Here is a 17,668-nt window from a genome sequence, read left to right on the forward strand (position 1 = left end):
TCGGCAGGAGCAGTCCGGGCTTGGCGAGGCGAATACGCTTCAGAGCCTTGGTGATCTGGAAAGTCTGCTTGGGCAGGTTGATGCGGCGCGGGGGTATTATCGTCAGGCCATCGCCCTGTATCGGATTGAACAGGATCCAATGGGCCTCGCCTACTCACTGGCCGATCTGGCACGCTGCCTGTCAGGGCCGCAGGAAAAGGCAGGGCGGGATGCAGCACTTGCGGAGGCGGAGGGTTTTGCCCGCGCGTCCAATGTAGCAAGCGTGGTTGAGTATGTGCTGGCGGCCATTCAGGAGCTACGGGCGGGGTGAGGTAGCGGCCCATCATGACCGGAAGATGTTGCCGGGATTGGAAATTTTGGGGTGCGTTGTGTGGCCGCTTTGTTGGCCCCGTGTCAATGTCAGGGTGAGTTGGTGTTGTATCCCCCCTCAGGGGCCGGGCGGCGGCATCCGCGCCCCTTCACAGGCCCCCTGCAAAACTTTCCCCCCTGCGATGGTCGCAAATCGGCTATTCAAGCGGCTTGATCCGTGCTCAGCCGTCAGAAGTGTTCCCATGCCCGCCAATATCCTTGAAGAAGAAGTCGCCAAGCGGCGCACCTTTGCCATCATCGCGCACCCCGACGCGGGTAAGACGACGTTGACGGAAAAGCTGCTGCTGTTCGGTGGCGCTATCCAGATGGCGGGTGCGGTAAAGGCCCGTGGCGAGCAGCGGCGCGCCCGGTCGGACTGGATGAAGGTGGAGCGGGAGCGCGGCATCTCCGTCACCGCATCGGTGATGAATTTTGATTATGCCGGGCGTACCTTCAACCTGGTGGACACGCCGGGCCACGAGGATTTCTCCGAAGATACCTATCGCACGCTGACCGCCGTGGACAGCGCCGTCATGGTGATCGACGCCGCCAAGGGTATCGAGGCACAGACGCGCAAGCTGTTTGAAGTGTGCCGCATGCGCGACGTGCCGATCATTACCTTCGTCAACAAGATGGACCGCGAGGCGCGCGACCCGTTTGAGCTGATGGATGAGGTGGAGCGCGACCTGCAACTTGAGGTCACACCGGCCTCCTGGCCCATCGGCTCCGGCTCCGATTTCCGGGGTTGCTATGATCTGATCCGCGACCGGCTGATCCTGATGGACCGCCGGTCGGGTGATGTGGCCACCGACGGCATTGAATGCCACGGTATTGACGATCCCAAGATCGACGAACTGATCCCCGCCGATCAGGCGGCCAAGCTGCGCGAAGATGTGGCGATGGTGCGGGAGCTTTGCCCGCCCTTCAACATGGAAACCTACCGCGAAGGCCACCAGACGCCGGTATTCTTCGGGTCCGCCATCAATAATTTCGGCGTGCGTGAATTGCTGCTGGGGCTGGCCGAATATGCCCCGCCGCCGCGTCCGCAGAAGGCCGATGGCCGTGCAGTGGAGCCGGATGAAGGCAAGGTTACGGGCTTCGTGTTCAAGGTCCAGGCCAATATGGACCCTAATCATCGCGACCGTATCGCCTTTTTCCGCCTCTGCTCCGGCCATTTCAAGCGCGGCACCAAGCTGAAGCATATGCGCTCGGGCAAGCTGCTGGCGGTCAATAATGCCGTACTGTTCCTGGCGCGTGACCGGGAACTGGCGGAAGATGCGTGGCCAGGCGATATTATCGGTATCCCCAACCATGGCACGCTGCGCATCGGTGACACGCTGACCGAAGGCGAGGATCTGCGCTTCACCGGCGTGCCCAGCTTCGCGCCTGAACTGTTGCAGCGCGTCCGCCTGGACGACCCGATGAAGGTGAAGCATCTGCGCAAGGCGCTGGAGCATTTCGCCGAAGAGGGCGCTTCCCAGGTATTCAAGCCCGTGGTCGGTGCCGACTGGGTGGTGGGCGTTGTCGGCCAGCTTCAGTTTGAGGTGCTGGCTGCCCGCATCGAGGCCGAATATGGCATGAAGGCCCGGTTTGAGACGGCGGGCTATGATGCCGCCCGCTGGGTGGAATGCGATGATCCGATCAAGCTGAAAGCCTTCATTGACAGCCGTCGTGCCGACATGGCCGAAGACCATGATGGCGCCCTGGTCTATCTGGCCCGCAATGGCTGGCAGTTGAACCGCGCGCAGGAGGATTTCCCCGAAATCCGCCTGTTGAAGACGCGCGAGCAGAACAAGGGCGTGACCACGGCTGCCGCCTGACGCGCCTGTCCCTCCTGCTTCCTTTCGCAAAAAGCGCCGTATGACCATCTGGTTGTGCGGCGCTTTTTATTGGCACCGATGTTTCCTTCATGACAATGTTGTCAGAAATTCCGGCAACCCAAAAAGCCGGGAGGATCGAACAGGGGAGGATGCGGATGGCGCTTGCCGTCTCACGTCGTGCGGCACTGGCCTTGATGGCCGGTGCGGCTGCCATGCCTTTGCCGGCCAGTGCTACCAACAATGTGCCCTGGCGCAGCCTGCTGCCGCCGCGCCCTGCTGCCGACGGTTCCATCCCCGGCTGGCGGGTGCTGGGTGGACGCGCCGGTTTTCGCCTGGAAAATGGCGAGATCATTGGCCGCTCAGTCGAGAAATCACCGAACAGCTTTCTATGCAGCGAAGCATTGTTCGGCGATTTTATCCTGGAATTTGAGGTGAAGACCGATCCCAAGCTGAATACCGGGATGATGATCCGCGCGCTGAGCCGGCCCGATTATCGCGACGGGGTGGTGCATGGCTATCAGGTGGAGGTCGATCCCTCGGCCCGCCGCTGGAGCGGTGGGCTTTATGATGAACAGCGCCGGCTGTGGCTGGCCAGCCCGGCCCACCGGCCAGAGACCATGGAGAGCTTCCGCGCCAGCGACTGGAACCGGCTGCGGGTGGAGGCGATCGGCCCCCGTATCCGTACCTGGTTGAACGGGTTGCCGGCGGCCAATCTGGTCGATGATCTGACGCTGCGCGGCTTCTTTGGCCTGCAGGTCCATGATGTCGGCCCCGATCCGGCCAATGCCGGGCTGGAGGTGCGGTTCCGGGACATGCGTATCCTGACCGACGATCTGGCCCGCCATGCCGCACCCATCGATGCCAGCGATGAGCAGGATTACATCGCCAACCATCTGACGGCGGAGCGCCGCGCCCTGGGCTGGCGGCTGCTCTGGGAGCCGAACCGGCAGGGCTGGCTGATGCTGAACATGCCCGGCTGGTCGGTGGAGGAGGGGTGCATCGTCGCCCGCAATGCCACCGCCGCCCCGATGACGGCGGATAGTTTCAGCGAATTCGACCTGGAACTGGATGTGCAGATGGAGGAGGGGGCAGAGGGCCATATCGGTTATCTGGACAATGCCCGCTACCGTCTGGCCCAGGGGCCGGCAGGTCAGGGGCGTGAGGCTACCGGCACCCTCGTCTCCCGCGTCGTTGCCAGCAACCTGACCGACCCCAATCCTGACAAACCGTCGGTCAAGCCTGCCGGCCTGTGGAACCGGGTGCAGATCATGGTTCGGAAGGACCGCATCCAGCATTGGTTGAACGGGTCAAAGCTGGTGGATTACCAGCGCGATGATTCCAATATCCCTGCCAAAGGCCGGATCAGCCTGGGCAACCGCACCGGGACCATCCGGTTCCGGTCGCTGCGGATCCGCCCGCTATGACGGCAGGAATGGACAGGCGGCAGGCCTTATGGGCCGCCATCCGCTTGGTGGGTGGGATGGTCGCCCTGCACACGCTGCCTGCCGGCGCCTATGAGGGGACGGTCGTTCCCCCCGGTGTCGCGGGTCGCTTCTTCACGGCGGGAGAGATGGCGCTGCTGGCCGCCGTGGCGACAATCATGATCCCCGCGACGGACACGCCCAGCGCAGGGGAGGTGAATGTCCATGGCGTTGTTGACGGGCTGATGGTGGATTGGGCCGCCCCGGCGACGCAGGTGCAATTCCGCGCCGTCCTGGCAGCCATGGACAAGGTGGGTTTTACCGCCCTGAGCCCGGAGGCGCAGGCTGACTGGCTGGCACGCCGGGATGCGCAGGCCTTCGCCGGTGACGATCCGGATTATCGTCGGCTGAAGCAATTGATCTTCTACGCCTATTTCACGGCCGCAGGGGCGGACCCGGATTATGTCCGCATCCCTGGCGCCTATCATGGCGACCTGTCCCTGGCAGAGTATCGGCATCTGGTAGCGGAGCGGCGGGAATGAACGGGCAATTCGATGCCATCATCATCGGCTCCGGCATCACCGGCGGCTGGGCGGCCAAGGAATTATGTGAGCGCGGCCTGAAGGTCCTGATCATCGAACGGGGCCGCAAGGTGGATCATGGCGGGCCGGAATACACGGATTTCCAGGCACCGTGGGAGATCGAGTATCGCAATCTGGTGCCGGAATCCTATGCGGTGGAAGGCTGGCAATATCTGAAGGACAAGGGTGACTGGATCTACCGGATGCAGCATCTGCAATTCTTCGCTGATACCAAGACCTATCCCTATTCCTATCCGCCCGATCGGCCCTTCATGTGGACGCGGGGTTATCAGCTTGGCGGGCGGTCGCTCACCTGGTGGCGCCAATCCTATCGCTGGTCGGACACGGATTTCAGCGCCAATAAGCAGGACGGGCATGGGGTCGACTGGCCGATCCGCTATGCCGATCTCGCCCCCTGGTATGATCATGTCGAGCGGTTCGCCGGTATTTCCGGCAATCCGGACGGGCTGGCGCAGTTACCAGATGGCGTTTTTCAGCCACCTTGGGAAATGTCCTGTGCTGAGCGGTTCGTGGCGGACAATCTGCGCCGGACCCGCCCCGACCGCCCGATGATCATCGGGCGCACCGCCAATCTGACCGCACCGACAGAAGAACAGATGGCGCTGGGGCGCGGCCCCTGTCAGGCGCGGTCCCATTGCAGCCGGGGCTGTTCCTTTGGGGCCTATTTCTCCAGCCTGTCAGCCACATTGCCCGCAGCGGAGCGGACGGGCAACCTGACCATCCTCACCGACCAGATCGCCCATAGCCTGATCCATGATCCAGCCCGGGGCCGGGTCACGGGCGTGCGCACCATCCATAGCGGGACGATGGAGACGGCCACATATCAGGGGCGCATGGTCTTTCTCTGCGCGTCGGCCCTGGCCTCGGCCCAAATCCTGCTGAACTCACCATCCGCCGCCTTTCCCACCGGGCTTGCCAACCGCAGCGATGCGGTGGGGCGCCATGTCATGGACCATGTCGGGGGCGTCTGGGCAGAAGGCACGGTGCCGGGCCTCATGGACCGCTATGAATTCGGCCGTCGCCCGAACAATATCTATATCCCGCATGATCCGAAGGGCCATGCGGCAGAGGGGTTTGTCCGTGGCTTCGGCTTCCAGGGGGCGGCAGCGCGACAGCGCCCGCTGGAAGGGGCCGGGCGGCACCCCGGCATCGGGGCCGGTGCCAAGGCAGCGGCGCAGACCTTCGGCCCCTGGCGGTTCCGTATCGACCTGTTCGGGGAGATGCTGCCCTATGCCGACAACCGGCTGACCCTGCACCCGACGGAGAAGGATCGCTGGGGCATGCCGCTGATCCATCTCGATTGCCATCTGCATGAGAATGAGCGGCGGATGATCGCTTTCGCCCAAGGGGAAGCACAGGCTTTGCTGGCGGCTGGCGGTTGCGCCGATGTCCGCGGCGGTGCCCGCTATGACCTTCCCGTCGGCGCGAAAACGCATGAGATGGGGACGGCACGGATGGGGCACGACCCGTCCAGCTCCGTCCTGAATGGCTGGAACCAGGCCCATGACGTGCCCAACCTGTTTATCACCGATGGCGCCTGCATGGCGTCCAGCGGGACGCAGAATCCGTCCCTGACCTATATGGCACTGACGGCACGGGCCGCCGACCATGCCGCCGGGCTGATGCGGGAAGGGGTGATCTAACAGGGTGCGGAAAAACCATTTTGCTGCTGCGGTCGGGTTATTTTTGGCAATCTCGCGTCAAGCCCTTGCAAGATACCACCAGTATCTTGCTTCGGCCTTTCCTAATCTTGCCGAAAATTCCCCGCCCTCGCGACGCAAAAGCCTTTTTCCACACCCTGCTAAGCCACCTCAGCAGGGCGGCTTGGGTGCCTTTTCCAGGCTCTCCAGTTCCATCTTTACGCGGAAATCGCCGTAATCGACCAGCATGGAACGGACGACCCCATTTTCCAGCAATTCCATGCTGGTCTCGTAATCGGGCAAAGCCTCGTTCGGATTGGCGGGGAAGAAGGCCAGTGACACCTGCCAGGCTTTCGCCTTCAACAGGTCGCCATCCTTCACCTTCAGGGCCGGCGGGGTGCGCATCTTGCCCAGGACTGTGTTGACCGGGCTGGGACCCTCGGCTTCCGACCCATCAAAAAGGGGGACGGAAAACAGGTTATCGCCGCTGCCCACCTGCGACAGGATGCGCATTGTGTGGGCCGATGGGAACATGGTGCCGGGCTTCAATTCCAGTTCCCGCGCTTCCGGCTTGTCGTAATAAGCCGTGCCGCCCTTGTTCCCATCCAGGGTGGCGCCACCGCTCAATTCCTCGTCCGGGTTGCCATTCACCAGCTTGCGGACGCTGAACCGGTAGGAGGTGCCGTCCTTGGCCTCCCAGGTTGCGTAATTGGTGACGAGGTCCATCTCCTCGCCCTCGGTATAGACGAACTTGACCTGGAAGCGCTGGTCGATGGTCCAGCCATCGCAGGCATCGTTCCAGGCGAAGCTCATCTTCCCGGTCACGTCGGACACGCCGCTTTGCAGCCGGGCATGGTCCAGGCTCAGCTTGTATGTCGCCTTGTGCGGCGCCAGGGCCACGCTGCGCGCGGCGGCCATGGGCGTGACCGACACGCCCGACAGACAGGCCAGCGCCGTCAGCACGGTGATGGCAGACCTTTTACGGGGCAAGGGGCGGGAAGAGGAGGTGGCCGATAAGGCGGGGGAATGGACAGTCACGTTCAATGTCAGCCCGGTAGCGTTCATGACGGGGGCATCTTGCGCCCGGCGGGCGGGGGCCGCAATGGACATTCACGGGCTTGGCCACACGATCCTTCGGCATGTTCTGCCGGAAGGGGGCAAGCATGGTCGGCAAAACCTGCCGCGGGTCGGGTTGGGTGCCGGTTTCAACCAGCTAACCCATTGTGAAACAAAAAAATTGGGATTGGCACGGCCATTGCTTCAACCAAAGCGTGACCATTCGTTTTCCGGAGCCGGATCATGCGCCCCTTCGACATCCCCCTGCCTTCCCCGCTGGTTGCGACCATGGGCAGCGGCTTGCCGTTTCCGGCCCCCCGGTCCCTGACACTGCCGGTTTCGCCGGTACAGGATGATGATCTGGACCCCGCGCTTGAGGCTCTGCGTCAGCGCCTGCGGGAGGCGGAGGCAACCATTGCCTCACAGCGCAACCGGATCGACCATCTGGAAACCCTGACCATGACGGATGAGTTGACCGGTTTGATGAACCGGCGCGGTTTCATCCAGGCCTTCCGTCGGGAACTGGCCGCCGCCGCCCGGCGTGGTCATGGCGGTTTGCTGGTGATGGTGGACCTTAACGGGTTCAAGATGATCAATGACACCCATGGGCATCAATGTGGCGACATGTATCTGCGCCATGTCGCCCGCGCCCTGTCCGATAATGTGCGCGCGCAGGATGTTGTGGCCCGCCTGGGGGGAGACGAATTTGCCGTGCTGCTGACCCATGTCACGCCGGAACAGGGGCAGATGCGCGCCGCGGCCCTGGCAGAGCAGTTCCACGCCCTGTCCTGCCCCTGGATGATGGAGCAATTGCCGCTGCGTGCCAGCTTCGGCGCCCAGCCCTTCACGGGCGGCGACCGGGAGGATGAGGTGATCCGCCGGGCCGATGCCGCCATGTATGAGATGAAAAAGGAAGCCAAGGCCGCCCGTTGAGAGCGGGCGGCCAGGCCCTTACTTGCCGACCTGCAGAGACCGAACAAAATCGGACATGCCCACCTGACGGCGCCGCTTCAGCCGTTCAGCCAGCAGGATGGACTGGACGGCGGCGACCGAGGTCTCCACGTCCTCATTGACGATGACATAATCATATTCCGACCAATGGCTCATCTCGTCATTGGCCTTGGACATGCGCTGGGCGATCACTTCCGCACTGTCCTGGGCGCGGGTGGTCAGGCGGCGTTCCAGTTCGGACGCGCTGGGCGGCAGGATGAAGATGCGGACCAGATCATCAGCGGCCGATTCTGCCAGTTGCTGCGTGCCCTGCCAGTCGATATCGAACAGCACATCGCGACCGGCACGCAGGCTCTCTTCCACGGGACCGCGCGGGGTGCCGTAATAATTGCCGAATACCTGGGCATGCTCCAGCAACTCCCGCCGGGTGACACGGGCTTCGAATTCCGCCTTGTCGATGAAATGGTAATCCTTACCGTCCACCTCACCCGGCCGCATCGCGCGGGTGGTGACGGATACCGACATGGAGAGATTGGCATCCAGCGCCAGCATGCGTTTGGAGATTGTGGACTTGCCCGCACCGGAGGGGGAGGAGAGGACCAGCAGAAGGCCCCGGCGGTGGATATGACGGGACGCGGACGTGTCGGACATGATGATGGTGGCTCTGGTTTGCTGAAAAAGGAAGGGAAGGGCGGTTCGCCCGCTTATTCGATATTCTGAACCTGTTCGCGGAATTGTTCGATCACAGCTTTCAGGTTCATGCCGATCCGGGTCAGTTCCACATCGGCGGATTTGGAACAGAGGGTATTGGCCTCCCGGTTGAATTCCTGGCACAGGAAATCCAGCCGGCGGCCAATGGCGCCGCCATCGGCCAGCATGGCGCGGGCCTGGGCAATATGGGCGTGCAGCCGGTCCAGTTCCTCGCGGATATCAGCCTTGGTGATCAGCAGGGCCGCTTCCTGGGCCAGCCGATCCTCCGAAAGCGCGGGCACCTGTTCCAGCAGGGCGGTGACAAGCTGGCGCAGGCGGGCGCGCAGGGCCTCGGGCTGCAGGCAGGCTGTGGCGGCGGCGGCATCGGTCAGCCGCTCAATCTCGTCCAGATGGGTGCCCAGCACGATGGCCAGATGCGCCCCTTCACCGGTGCGGGCGGCGACCAGCTTGTCGATCGCCAGGGCAACGGTGGCCGCGATGGCCTTTTCCAGAACCTCTCGCTGTTCCTCGGTTTCCTGCGTTTCAGCACTGTCGATCACGCCGCGCACGGAGAGCAGCGTGTCGATGGAGGGCGGCGGGGCGTCCGGCCCGCTGATTTCCCGCGCCAGGGCTACCACCTGATCCAGCAATTCGCGGTTGATGCGCAGGGCGCCGGTCGTTTCCGTTCGGTGCAGGTTGAGGACGACATTGACATTGCCACGGGTGATCCGCGTTTCCACCGCGCTGCGGATGGCGGGTTCCAGACCATCCATCCCCTGCGGCAGGCGGCAGCGCAGGTCGCGGCCCTTGCCATTGACGCTGCGGGCTTCCACCACCCATTGCACGCCGTCGGCGCTGGCTTCGGCGCGGGCAAAGCCCGTCATGCTGATGACAGCGCCCTTGGCGCCCTGCTTGCGAGCCTGATTCATGGGTGGGCCTTGGCTGTTCTATGTCTTTATGCTGCCGCGGGTTATATCGCCCTTGGCGGAACCGAGGCAAGTTCGACACCCGCGCCTGAGGAGTGAGTGATGCGCAACCCGACCCATATTCTGATCACCGGTGCATCCAGCGGCATCGGGGAGGCGCTGGCCCTGGATTATGCCGCCCCCGGCATCCGCCTGTCCCTGACAGGCCGTGATGCCGTGCGGCTGGAAGCGGTCGCCGTGGCGTGCCGGGCCAAGGGGGCTGTGGTTGCGACCACAATTATAAACGTTACCGACCGGGAGGGAATCGCCGCCTGGATCAGGGCGCAGGATGGCGAACAGCCGGTGGATATCCTGATTGCCAATGCCGGCATTTCCGCCGGTACCGGCGGTGGGGTGGAAACGGAAGAACAGGCCCGCGCCATCTTCGCCACCAATCTGGATGGGGTGCTGAACAGCATCCATCCGTTGATCCCCCGCATGGTGGAGCGGGGCCGGGGACAGATCGCGCTGATGTCCTCGCTCGCCAGTTTCCGGGGCATGGCCGGGGCGGCGGCCTATTGCGGGTCGAAAGGGGCGGTGCGGATTTATGGTGAGGCTTTGCGTGGCGATCTGGCGCCGCGCGGGGTGGGCGTATCGGTGATCTGTCCCGGATTTGTCGTCAGCCGCATGACGGCGGTCAACCGCTTCCCCATGCCATTCCTGATGGCGGCGGATCGGGCGGCGCGGATCATCCGCGCCGGGCTGGAACGCAACCGGGGTCGCATCGCCTTTCCCTGGCCAACCTATGCCGTATCCTGGCTGCTGGGCGTGCTGCCGCCGGGCGTGGTGGATATGATCCTGGCCAGGGCGCCGCGGAAATAAAGGGGGATCAGGCGCCAGCGATCACGGCGTTGAATGCCTTCACCGCCGCCGCTGGCCCATCCTTATGGTTCCAGACCCCGCCGCTGACGGCCAGGAAATCGGCGCCGGCTTCCACCAGCACGCGGCAATTTTCCACGGTTACGCCACCAATGGCGACGCAGGGGATTTCCATCATCTCCTGCCACCAGGACAGGATTTCCGGCTCGGCCCTTGCCTTGGGTTCCTTGGTGGCGGTCTCAAAAAAAGCGCCGAAGGCAACGTAATCGGCGCCATCTTCCCCCGCCACCATGGCCAGATGCCGGCTGTCATGGCAGGTCACGCCGACAATGGCATCGCGCCCCATGATCTTGCGGGCCTGGGCATAGGGCGTATCGTCCTGGCCGACATGCACACCGTCACAGCCGCCGGCGGCGGCCAGATCGGGCCGGTCATTCAGGATGAAGGCGACGTCACGTTCCTGCGCGACGGGCCGCAGCGCGTCGATCACGCGCTTAACCGCATCATCGCCCACATCCTTCAGGCGCAACTGCACGCAGGCGACATCGCCGGCATCCAGCGTGGCGGCCAGCAGCGGCTTGAAACTGGCAAGGTCCAGCTTGGGCGGGGTGATCAGGTAAAGGCGGCAATCGGTCATGATATTCTCTGGGCGATAAAGCAAAGGCCCGGTGCGGCTAACCGCACCGGGCCCCCGAACTGGTACTATATAGCAAGGGTCAAACCTGTTGACCCTTGCTATCCACGCCGACCGGCGCGGCGCCTGGGGGGAATAAAGCTAATGCTTATTCCTTGCCCTGGTAGATCTTGACCAGCTTGTCCAGCAGGGCCAGCGCATCTTCGCGGCTACGCTGGAAGGCGTTGCGGCCGATGATGGAGCCGTTGCCGCCACCATCGCGGATGGCGCGGGCATCGTCATACACGGCATCTTCGCCCTTGGCAGCGCCGCCGGAGAAGACAACGATGCGGCGGCCATTAAAGCTGGCCTGCATGATGTGCTTCACGCGCTCGGCCTGGGTGGCGCGCGGAATGTCATGCTTTTCATAGATCTTGCGGGCTTCGTCCTGCTCCAGATCAGCGGTCGGCAGCTTGACCTTGATGATATGGGCCCCCAGCAGGGCGGCCATATGGGCTGCATACGCATCCACATCCAGGGCCAGTTCACCCTTCTTGGAGATGGTGCCGCCGCGCGGATAGGACCAGATCACCGTGGCGATGCCCTTGGACTTGGCTTCGCGCGACAGTTCGCGGATTTCCTCGAACTGGTTGAACTGGGAGTCGGAGCCCGGATAGATCGTGAAGCCGATGGCGGACGCGCCAAGGCGCAGGGCATCGTCAACGCTGGCGGTCACGGCCTGATCGGCGTTTTCCTTGAAGGTGGACAGGCTGTTGGCGCTGTTCATCTTCAAGATCAGCGGGATGGAGCCGGCGAAGGTGCCGGCACCGGCTTCCAGCGGACCCAGCGGCGCGGCATAGGCCGACAGGCCGGCATCGATGGCGAGCTGGTAGTGATAGTGCGGGTCGTAGGCGGCCGGGTTCATGGCAAAGCTGCGGGCCGGGCCATGTTCAAAGCCCTGATCGACCGGCAGGATCACCAGTTTACCGGTGCCGCCCAGACGGCCTTCCATCAGGATACGGGCGAGATTGGCCTTGGTGCCGGGATTGTCGCTCTCATACCAGGAAAGGATTTCTTTGACGCGGCGCGTAAGCTTCATGGTTGGTTCCTGCCAAAGTTCGTGGGTCGGACGACCAAAAAAGTGTGCCGGTGTGATAGCCCACGACAGGGGCGAATGCAACGCACGGGGGAGAGGATGTAGTATGTCCAAAGGCACTACAACCCTTGGAAACCAAGCTGTTGCATGAGCCATTGCTGCAACACCGCATCACGGTTGCGCGTCCAGCACGGCTGAATGGACACCGGTGGCACAGGATAGAGGCAGGCGCCGTGGGCCGCCGCCAGTCCGGCCAGCCGTTCCAGCACCCCGTCCGGTGTCGTGGGGCCGGGGGTGAAGGCGATGGCAGACACCCCGGCACGCAGAGCCGCCAGGGCTTGCCCCGGCATATCCACCACATCCAGCAGCGGCAGGAAGGGCGCCTGCCCGGCTTCCCCGCGCCAGGCCGTCGCCAGTTCCGCCCACCAGCCGGCCCCTGCCAGCCCGGCAATACCGGGTGCGGACAGCAGAATCACCGGCCTGCCTGCCGCTACCTTCAACACCAGCCGTCCGGCCGCCAGCCCATCCACCTGGACGGCAGGCCAATCGGGCAGGGGGGCTGTGCCGGGGGCAGGGGGCAAGGCAGGCATTGTATGGGTGCTTCTGGCTGGTCGGGATTGCCCTTCTTTTGGCCCTGTCGGGCCTGTCAGGCAAGGGCGGGGGTGATAAAGCGGCTGACGCGGGGGCGGCGATGCGCCTAGAGTGGTTGCCAGTCCCTTCTTTCAATGGCTTGCCGCGTGAAGGTCTGATAGGACCAAAGCCCTGGTTCCATATCGAGGTTCCCTGTTGCCCATGCGCCGTTCCGCCCTTGCCCTTTGCCTGCTGTCGCTGTCGGCGCTGACGGGCAGCGCCGGTGCGCAGAACAAGCCGGCAGAGGCGAAAAAGGAATTGCAGGAGGTCCAGCGCGACCTGAAGAGTGCTGATAGCCGCAAGAGCGAACTGGATGCCCAGGCCGAAACCCTGGAAAAGGAACTGGCCGACCTGCGTGCCCGCGCCATTGATGCGGCCGCCAAACAGCGCGAGCAATCGGACGAACTGGCCCGGCTGGAAACGGCGCTTGAGGGGCTGAACCGCGACGAGACGGAACGTCTGGATCGGATCGAGACTCACCGCGCTGCCCTGGCGGATTTGCTGGGGGCCTTGCAGCGCCTGTCCCGGCTGCCGCCGGAGGCGATGATCGCCAGCCCGCAGCCACCCGCCGACACGTTGAAAAGCGCCCTGTTGCTGCGTGCTGCCGTGCCGGAACTGAAGGAACGCGCGGATGCCCTGGCCGCGGAGCTGAAAGACCTGTCCAGCCTGCGCGAGAAACTGGCGGCGCAGCGGACGAAGACGGAAAAAGCCGCGGCAAGCCTTGCCGTTCGTCAGAAGGATCTGGCCGCCCTGGTGGCACGGCGCGAGGAAGTGTCCAAGACCACCGACGCGGAGCGGGCACAACTGACCCGCCAGGTGGCGACATTGGCCGGCCGCGCCAGCGACCTTAAAGACCTGCTGGAAAAGCTGGAGGCGGAACGCCAGGCCGCCATCGCACGTCAGAAAAAAGAAGAGGCTGCCCGCCGCGCGGCGGCTGAGGCGGCACGGGAAAAACGTGCCCGTGATCAGGTCGCCGGGTTGAAACGTGCCCCCACGCCGCCGCAATTAGGGGGTATGGTGGCACCTGTGGGTGGCGAGGTCGTTATCCGGTATGGGCAGACCGACGATGTCGGCGCTGTCAGTCGGGGCCTGACCTATCGCGGTCGTGCCAGTGCCGCCGTTGTCGCGCCGGCAGATGGCGCGGTGATGTTCGCCGGGCCTTTTAAAGGGTATGGGCTGCTCTTGATCCTGGAACATGCCAACGGATATCATTCCTTGCTTTCGGGATTGGGCCGTATCGATGCCCAGGTCGGGCAGCGTGTGCTGGGGGGAGAGCCAGTGGGTGTCATGTCGGGGAGTGGGACTCCGACGCTTTATTTCGAGCTGCGGCGTGGCGGTCAGCCGATCAACCCCGCGCGTGGCCTTGCAGCCTCCGATGGCAAAGGACAAGGTTGATTATGAATAAACTCTTCTCCTCGGCCGCGATCGCGGCCCTTCTGGCCTTCGCTCCCACGGCGATCGTCCCGCACGCCGCCATGGCGCGGGAGCCGCTGAAGTCGGAGACCTACAAGCAGCTTGATCTGTTCGCCGATGTGTTTGAGCGCGTCCGGTCCGAATATGTGGAGGAAACCTCCGACGAGGAGCTGATCTCCGCTGCCATCAACGGCATGCTCACCTCGCTCGACCCCCATTCCAGCTATCTGGATAAGAAGAGCTTCGCCGACATGCGCGTGCAGACGCGCGGTGAGTTCGGCGGCCTGGGCATCGAGGTGACGCAGGAGAATGGCATCGTCAAGGTGATCTCCCCCATGGATGAGACGCCAGCCGCCCGCGCCGGCGTGCAGAGCGGGGATTACATCACCCACCTGAACGATGAATCGATCATGGGGCTGGGCCTGAACGAGGCGGTGGAGAAGATGCGCGGCCCGGTGGGCAGCGATATCAAGATCACCATCCGCCGCGAGAATGTGCCGGAGCCGATCAACCTCACCCTGACCCGCGCCAATATCAAGGTGCAGTCGGTCCGTTTCCGGGTGGAGGATAATGTCGGCTATATCCGCATCTCCAGCTTCAACGAACAGACCCAGCCGGGCCTGGACAAGGCCATCACCAGCATCAAGACCCAGCTTGGCGACAAGCTGATCGGCTATGTGCTGGACCTGCGCAACAATCCGGGCGGCTTGCTGGATCAGGCGGTTTCCGTGTCCGACACGTTCCTGGACAAGGGGCGTGAGATCGTCTCCACCCGGGGGCGGGGCGGCAAGGAAGGGGACCGCTATGCGGCCAAGCCGGGCGATGCCACGGGCGGCCTGCCGGTGGTCGTGCTGATCAATGGCGGGTCGGCCTCCGCGTCGGAAATCGTGGCCGGTGCCCTGCAGGATCATAAGCGCGCCATCATCCTGGGCACGCAGAGCTTCGGCAAGGGATCGGTGCAGACGATCATCCCGTTGCAGGGTAATCAGAGCGCCATGCGCCTGACGACCGCGCGCTATTACACCCCGGCCGGCAAGTCGATCCAGCAGTTGGGCATCACCCCGGATATCGAGGTGCAGCCCGCCAAGGTGGAGGAACTGGCCCAGGCTGGCCGCCGCCGTGAAGCGGACCTGCCCAAGGCATTGCGCAATACCGATCCGGTGCAGCAGCAGCGCCAGGCCAACCCGGCCGGTACCCCGACAACGCCCCCGGCCGCCCCCGGCCCTGGCAATAATGATGCCCGCCCGCAGGTGCAGGCGCCGGCCCCCGCGAATGGGGCGGCAGCCAATGCCGGTGCCCAGGCCAATGGCGCGCAGCCGGATGCGGCCCCGGTTGATTATCAGCTTCTGCGTGCCATTGACCTGCTGCGCGGTGTATCCATGTTCGCACCATCCAAACCGACCAACTGATCCTGAGAACCGGCACCCAAGACCGTGGCCCTACCATTCCGTCGTAAAAACAAGGCAGCCCCTCCACCGGAGGCCAAGCCAAAGGGGGAGGGTGGCAGCGCCGCCATCCTGGCTGCCCGTTTCGGGGTGGGAAAGTCGCGGGCGGGGGCAGCGCCGGATGATGATGACCTGACCCTGACTGATGATGACGGGTTGCCGGCACAGGATGTACTGGCGACCCGGCTGCGTCGGCCGGGCCGTGGCCCGGACCCCTTCCCATCGGGAAGCGGCGGGAAGAAAGGGAAAGGGCGGGTGCGCCTGTCTGCACCCGTTCTCACCGCATCCCTGCTGGTTCTGGCAGGGGCTGGCACCCTGGTCTGGTTGTCGTTGAGTACCCATGACACGGCGGCCCGGCTGGAGGCTTCCCGCCTGCCCGGCGATCCGGTGCCAGTGCTGTTGCCCGACGGCTCCCCCCGCTTCCCCGATCCGGTGGCGGCAGCCGGCCCCGATCAGGCTGAGCCGGCAAGTCCGGCGGATGGGCAGACGGCCCAGGCCGCCGCGCCGGAAGCCCCGCTGGACCCGGTGGATATGCCGGTCACCCTCAGCCCTTCGCGCAATGACCTTCTGCTGGAAAGATTGCGGGTGGGGCGTGTGCCCAAGGTGGCACCAGATGGCCTCACTTCCTGGCAATATTACGCCCGTGCGTTTCCCCAGGATGATAAACGCCCGCGCATCGCGCTGGTGGTGACAGGGATGGGCCAGTCTGTGACCGCCACGCAGGAGGCGATTGCCCGCCTGCCGGGGGCGGTCAGCTTCGTTTTTACGCCCACCAGCGCCGATCCCCAGCCCCTGGTTGATGAGGCGCGGGAAAAGGGCCATGAGGTTTTGCTGGCGGTGCCGATGCAGCCCGTGGGCTATCCCGCCAACGATCCCGGTGCCAATACCCTGTTGCTGAGCCAGAGCGACGAGGAAAATGTTCGCCGCCTTGAGACGGTAATGGCCAGCTTCACCGGTTATGTCGGCATCGCCCCCCGCACCGATACGGGCAGCGCCTTTTTAACCCAGCGGGATAATCTGCGCGCCGTGTTGCAGCAGGTGCAGCGGCGTGGCCTGCTGTTCCTGGACCTTTGGCAGGGCCAGGGCAGTCGCACGGCGGAAGTGGCGCGGGAATTGACCCTGCCGCGTGCGCTGGGCGACCTCCAGCTTGACCGGGTCCCCTCCGCTGCGGGCATTGATGCCCAACTGGCACAGTTGGAGAAACTGGCCCAGGCCAATGGCGTCGCCGTTGGCTATGTCGAGGCGCAGAATCCTGTCAGTCTGGACCGTATTGCTTTTTGGGCGGCGGGTCTTCGGGACCGGGGCATCGTGCTGGCCCCGGTCACTGCTGTGGTCAACCGCCAGGCTGACCGCTGAAATCAGAAATCATAGGCCAGTCCCAGGCCGACCATGAACTGGTCGGCGCTGCCGTCGCGGGCCACCAGCGGGCTGTCGGCAGCGTCGCCCAGCAGGCGGTGATAACGGGCGATACTGGTGATCATCCAGTTATCGGTCAGCTTATAGGCACCAAAAGCCGTTAATCCCGCATCCCGCAGGCCGGATTTTGCCTGATAGGGCTGGCGGCCCGACCGGGCGGCCTGGATGTCGGAAATACCGAACATCGTCTGCATGTAATTATTGCTGGCCCAGGTCAATGACGGGCCGATGGACAGCATTATCCGTTCTGTCGGTGCGAACCGGTAGCCGCTGGTCAGGGCCAGGATGGTCCCGTCATGACCATCCCCCAGCACATCGTTGGACAGGGTGGCGGACAGGTTCAGCGGTCCCAGACTATATTGGGCGAACAGATTGCCCATCGCCATGGCGTTGATATCACCCAGTCCGCGCAAGGCCCTGTTATCATTCTCATCCCGGCCACGGTGATATCCGACGCTGACACCCGCCTGGAAACCATCCGCATTCACCAGATTGACGCCCAGTGTGGCGCGGCGGAGGAAGAAAAGATCGCCATATTCGATGTCGATATCGGGAAGAGCCCGCATCTCATAATCATCGGAGCCTTCATAGTCGGGCATATAGGCGCCCACCGCGCCCAGGCGCACTGACCACGGGCTTTCTTCCCGCGCCGACCCCGGCTGCTGTGCTGCTGCCGGTACGGCGAGAAGAACACCCAATGCCACGCCTGCGAACATACGCGGGTAATTTGAGCTGATCATGAA

At 63.9% G+C, this 17,668-nt stretch carries 16 protein-coding genes and 1 pseudogene; 10 read left to right on the forward strand and 7 right to left on the reverse strand.

Features of this window, described 5'->3' with window-relative positions; translation table 11 throughout:
• The 5 genes and pseudogenes from G473_RS30665 to G473_RS0117495 form a co-directional block, all read left to right on the forward strand.
• A pseudogene (locus tag G473_RS30665) lies at window positions 1-310 on the forward strand (tetratricopeptide repeat protein); the annotation flags it as partial.
• A gap of 241 nt (window positions 311-551) precedes the next feature.
• Window positions 552-2,168 carry a peptide chain release factor 3 gene (locus G473_RS0117480; RefSeq protein ID WP_029014171.1) on the forward strand — a complete coding sequence of 539 codons (1,617 nt, stop codon included), beginning with the start codon at window positions 552-554 and terminating at the stop codon, window positions 2,166-2,168.
• Between the two features lie 155 nt (window positions 2,169-2,323).
• Window positions 2,324-3,592, forward strand: a complete 1,269-nt coding sequence (locus tag G473_RS0117485) for a 3-keto-disaccharide hydrolase (RefSeq protein ID WP_051330387.1) — start codon at window positions 2,324-2,326, stop codon at window positions 3,590-3,592.
• A complete protein-coding gene (locus G473_RS27535; protein WP_051330388.1) occupies window positions 3,589-4,131 on the forward strand; it encodes a gluconate 2-dehydrogenase subunit 3 family protein in 543 nt (180 codons plus the stop codon). The genes G473_RS0117485 and G473_RS27535 overlap by 4 nt, the downstream gene beginning before the upstream one ends.
• The gene (locus G473_RS0117495; protein WP_029014173.1) at window positions 4,128-5,834 is read left to right on the forward strand and encodes a GMC oxidoreductase; all 1,707 of its coding nucleotides are present in this window, start codon (window positions 4,128-4,130) and stop codon (window positions 5,832-5,834) included. The genes G473_RS27535 and G473_RS0117495 overlap by 4 nt, the downstream gene beginning before the upstream one ends.
• 168 nt (window positions 5,835-6,002) lie before the next feature.
• On the opposite strand, the gene G473_RS0117500 is transcribed toward G473_RS0117495, so the two are convergent.
• Window positions 6,003-6,896, reverse strand: coding sequence for a cell envelope integrity EipB family protein (locus tag G473_RS0117500; RefSeq protein WP_161631004.1), 894 nt, complete (start codon window positions 6,894-6,896; stop codon window positions 6,003-6,005).
• Between the two features lie 234 nt (window positions 6,897-7,130).
• Here G473_RS0117500 and G473_RS27540 point away from each other — a divergent pair, with 234 nt between their 5' ends.
• Window positions 7,131-7,820: a GGDEF domain-containing protein gene (locus tag G473_RS27540; protein ID WP_169728483.1), complete on the forward strand. Its 690-nt coding sequence runs from the start codon at window positions 7,131-7,133 to the stop codon at window positions 7,818-7,820.
• Window positions 7,821-7,838: 18 nt separating this feature from the next.
• On the opposite strand, the gene gmk is transcribed toward G473_RS27540, so the two are convergent.
• Entirely contained in the window at window positions 7,839-8,489 is a 651-nt protein-coding gene (gmk, locus tag G473_RS0117510; protein WP_029014175.1) for a guanylate kinase, read from the reverse strand.
• A gap of 53 nt (window positions 8,490-8,542) precedes the next feature.
• On the reverse strand, window positions 8,543-9,457 hold the full coding sequence (locus G473_RS0117515; RefSeq protein WP_245580091.1) for a YicC/YloC family endoribonuclease: 915 nt from the start codon (window positions 9,455-9,457) through the stop codon (window positions 8,543-8,545).
• Window positions 9,458-9,556: 99 nt separating this feature from the next.
• Between G473_RS0117515 and G473_RS0117520 the strand changes: the two genes are divergently transcribed.
• Window positions 9,557-10,315: an SDR family NAD(P)-dependent oxidoreductase gene (locus G473_RS0117520; protein ID WP_029014177.1), complete on the forward strand. Its 759-nt coding sequence runs from the start codon at window positions 9,557-9,559 to the stop codon at window positions 10,313-10,315.
• Window positions 10,316-10,322: 7 nt separating this feature from the next.
• Here G473_RS0117520 and thiE read toward each other — a convergent pair whose 3' ends face one another.
• From thiE to G473_RS29490, 3 genes are all read right to left on the reverse strand, one after another.
• Window positions 10,323-10,949, reverse strand: a complete 627-nt coding sequence (gene thiE, locus G473_RS0117525) for a thiamine phosphate synthase (RefSeq protein WP_029014178.1) — start codon at window positions 10,947-10,949, stop codon at window positions 10,323-10,325.
• Window positions 10,950-11,094: 145 nt separating this feature from the next.
• The gene (locus G473_RS0117530) at window positions 11,095-12,024 is read right to left on the reverse strand and encodes a class I fructose-bisphosphate aldolase (protein ID WP_029014179.1); all 930 of its coding nucleotides are present in this window, start codon (window positions 12,022-12,024) and stop codon (window positions 11,095-11,097) included.
• Between the two features lie 116 nt (window positions 12,025-12,140).
• Complete coding sequence (locus G473_RS29490) at window positions 12,141-12,611, reverse strand: hypothetical protein (RefSeq protein WP_051330390.1); 471 nt, start codon at window positions 12,609-12,611, stop codon at window positions 12,141-12,143.
• A 202-nt stretch (window positions 12,612-12,813) separates the two neighbouring features.
• On the opposite strand from G473_RS29490, the gene G473_RS27550 reads away from it, so the two are divergent.
• The 3 genes from G473_RS27550 to G473_RS29495 are packed head-to-tail and all read left to right on the forward strand — an operon-like array spanning window position 12,814 to window position 16,865.
• Window positions 12,814-14,046, forward strand: coding sequence for a murein hydrolase activator EnvC family protein (locus G473_RS27550; protein ID WP_051330391.1), 1,233 nt, complete (start codon window positions 12,814-12,816; stop codon window positions 14,044-14,046).
• A 2-nt stretch (window positions 14,047-14,048) separates the two neighbouring features.
• Window positions 14,049-15,473 (forward strand): S41 family peptidase, encoded by a 1,425-nt coding sequence (locus G473_RS0117545; protein ID WP_029014180.1) that lies wholly within the window; start codon window positions 14,049-14,051, stop codon window positions 15,471-15,473.
• A gap of 24 nt (window positions 15,474-15,497) precedes the next feature.
• Entirely contained in the window at window positions 15,498-16,865 is a 1,368-nt protein-coding gene (locus G473_RS29495; protein WP_051330392.1) for a divergent polysaccharide deacetylase family protein, read from the forward strand.
• A 2-nt stretch (window positions 16,866-16,867) separates the two neighbouring features.
• Here G473_RS29495 and G473_RS0117555 read toward each other — a convergent pair whose 3' ends face one another.
• Complete coding sequence (locus G473_RS0117555; RefSeq protein WP_029014181.1) at window positions 16,868-17,665, reverse strand: MipA/OmpV family protein; 798 nt, start codon at window positions 17,663-17,665, stop codon at window positions 16,868-16,870.
• Between the last annotated feature and the right edge of the window lie 3 nt (window positions 17,666-17,668).

Origin of the sequence: Niveispirillum irakense DSM 11586, from assembly GCF_000429645.1 — a bacterium.
Lineage (GTDB): Bacteria > Pseudomonadota > Alphaproteobacteria > Azospirillales > Azospirillaceae > Niveispirillum > Niveispirillum irakense.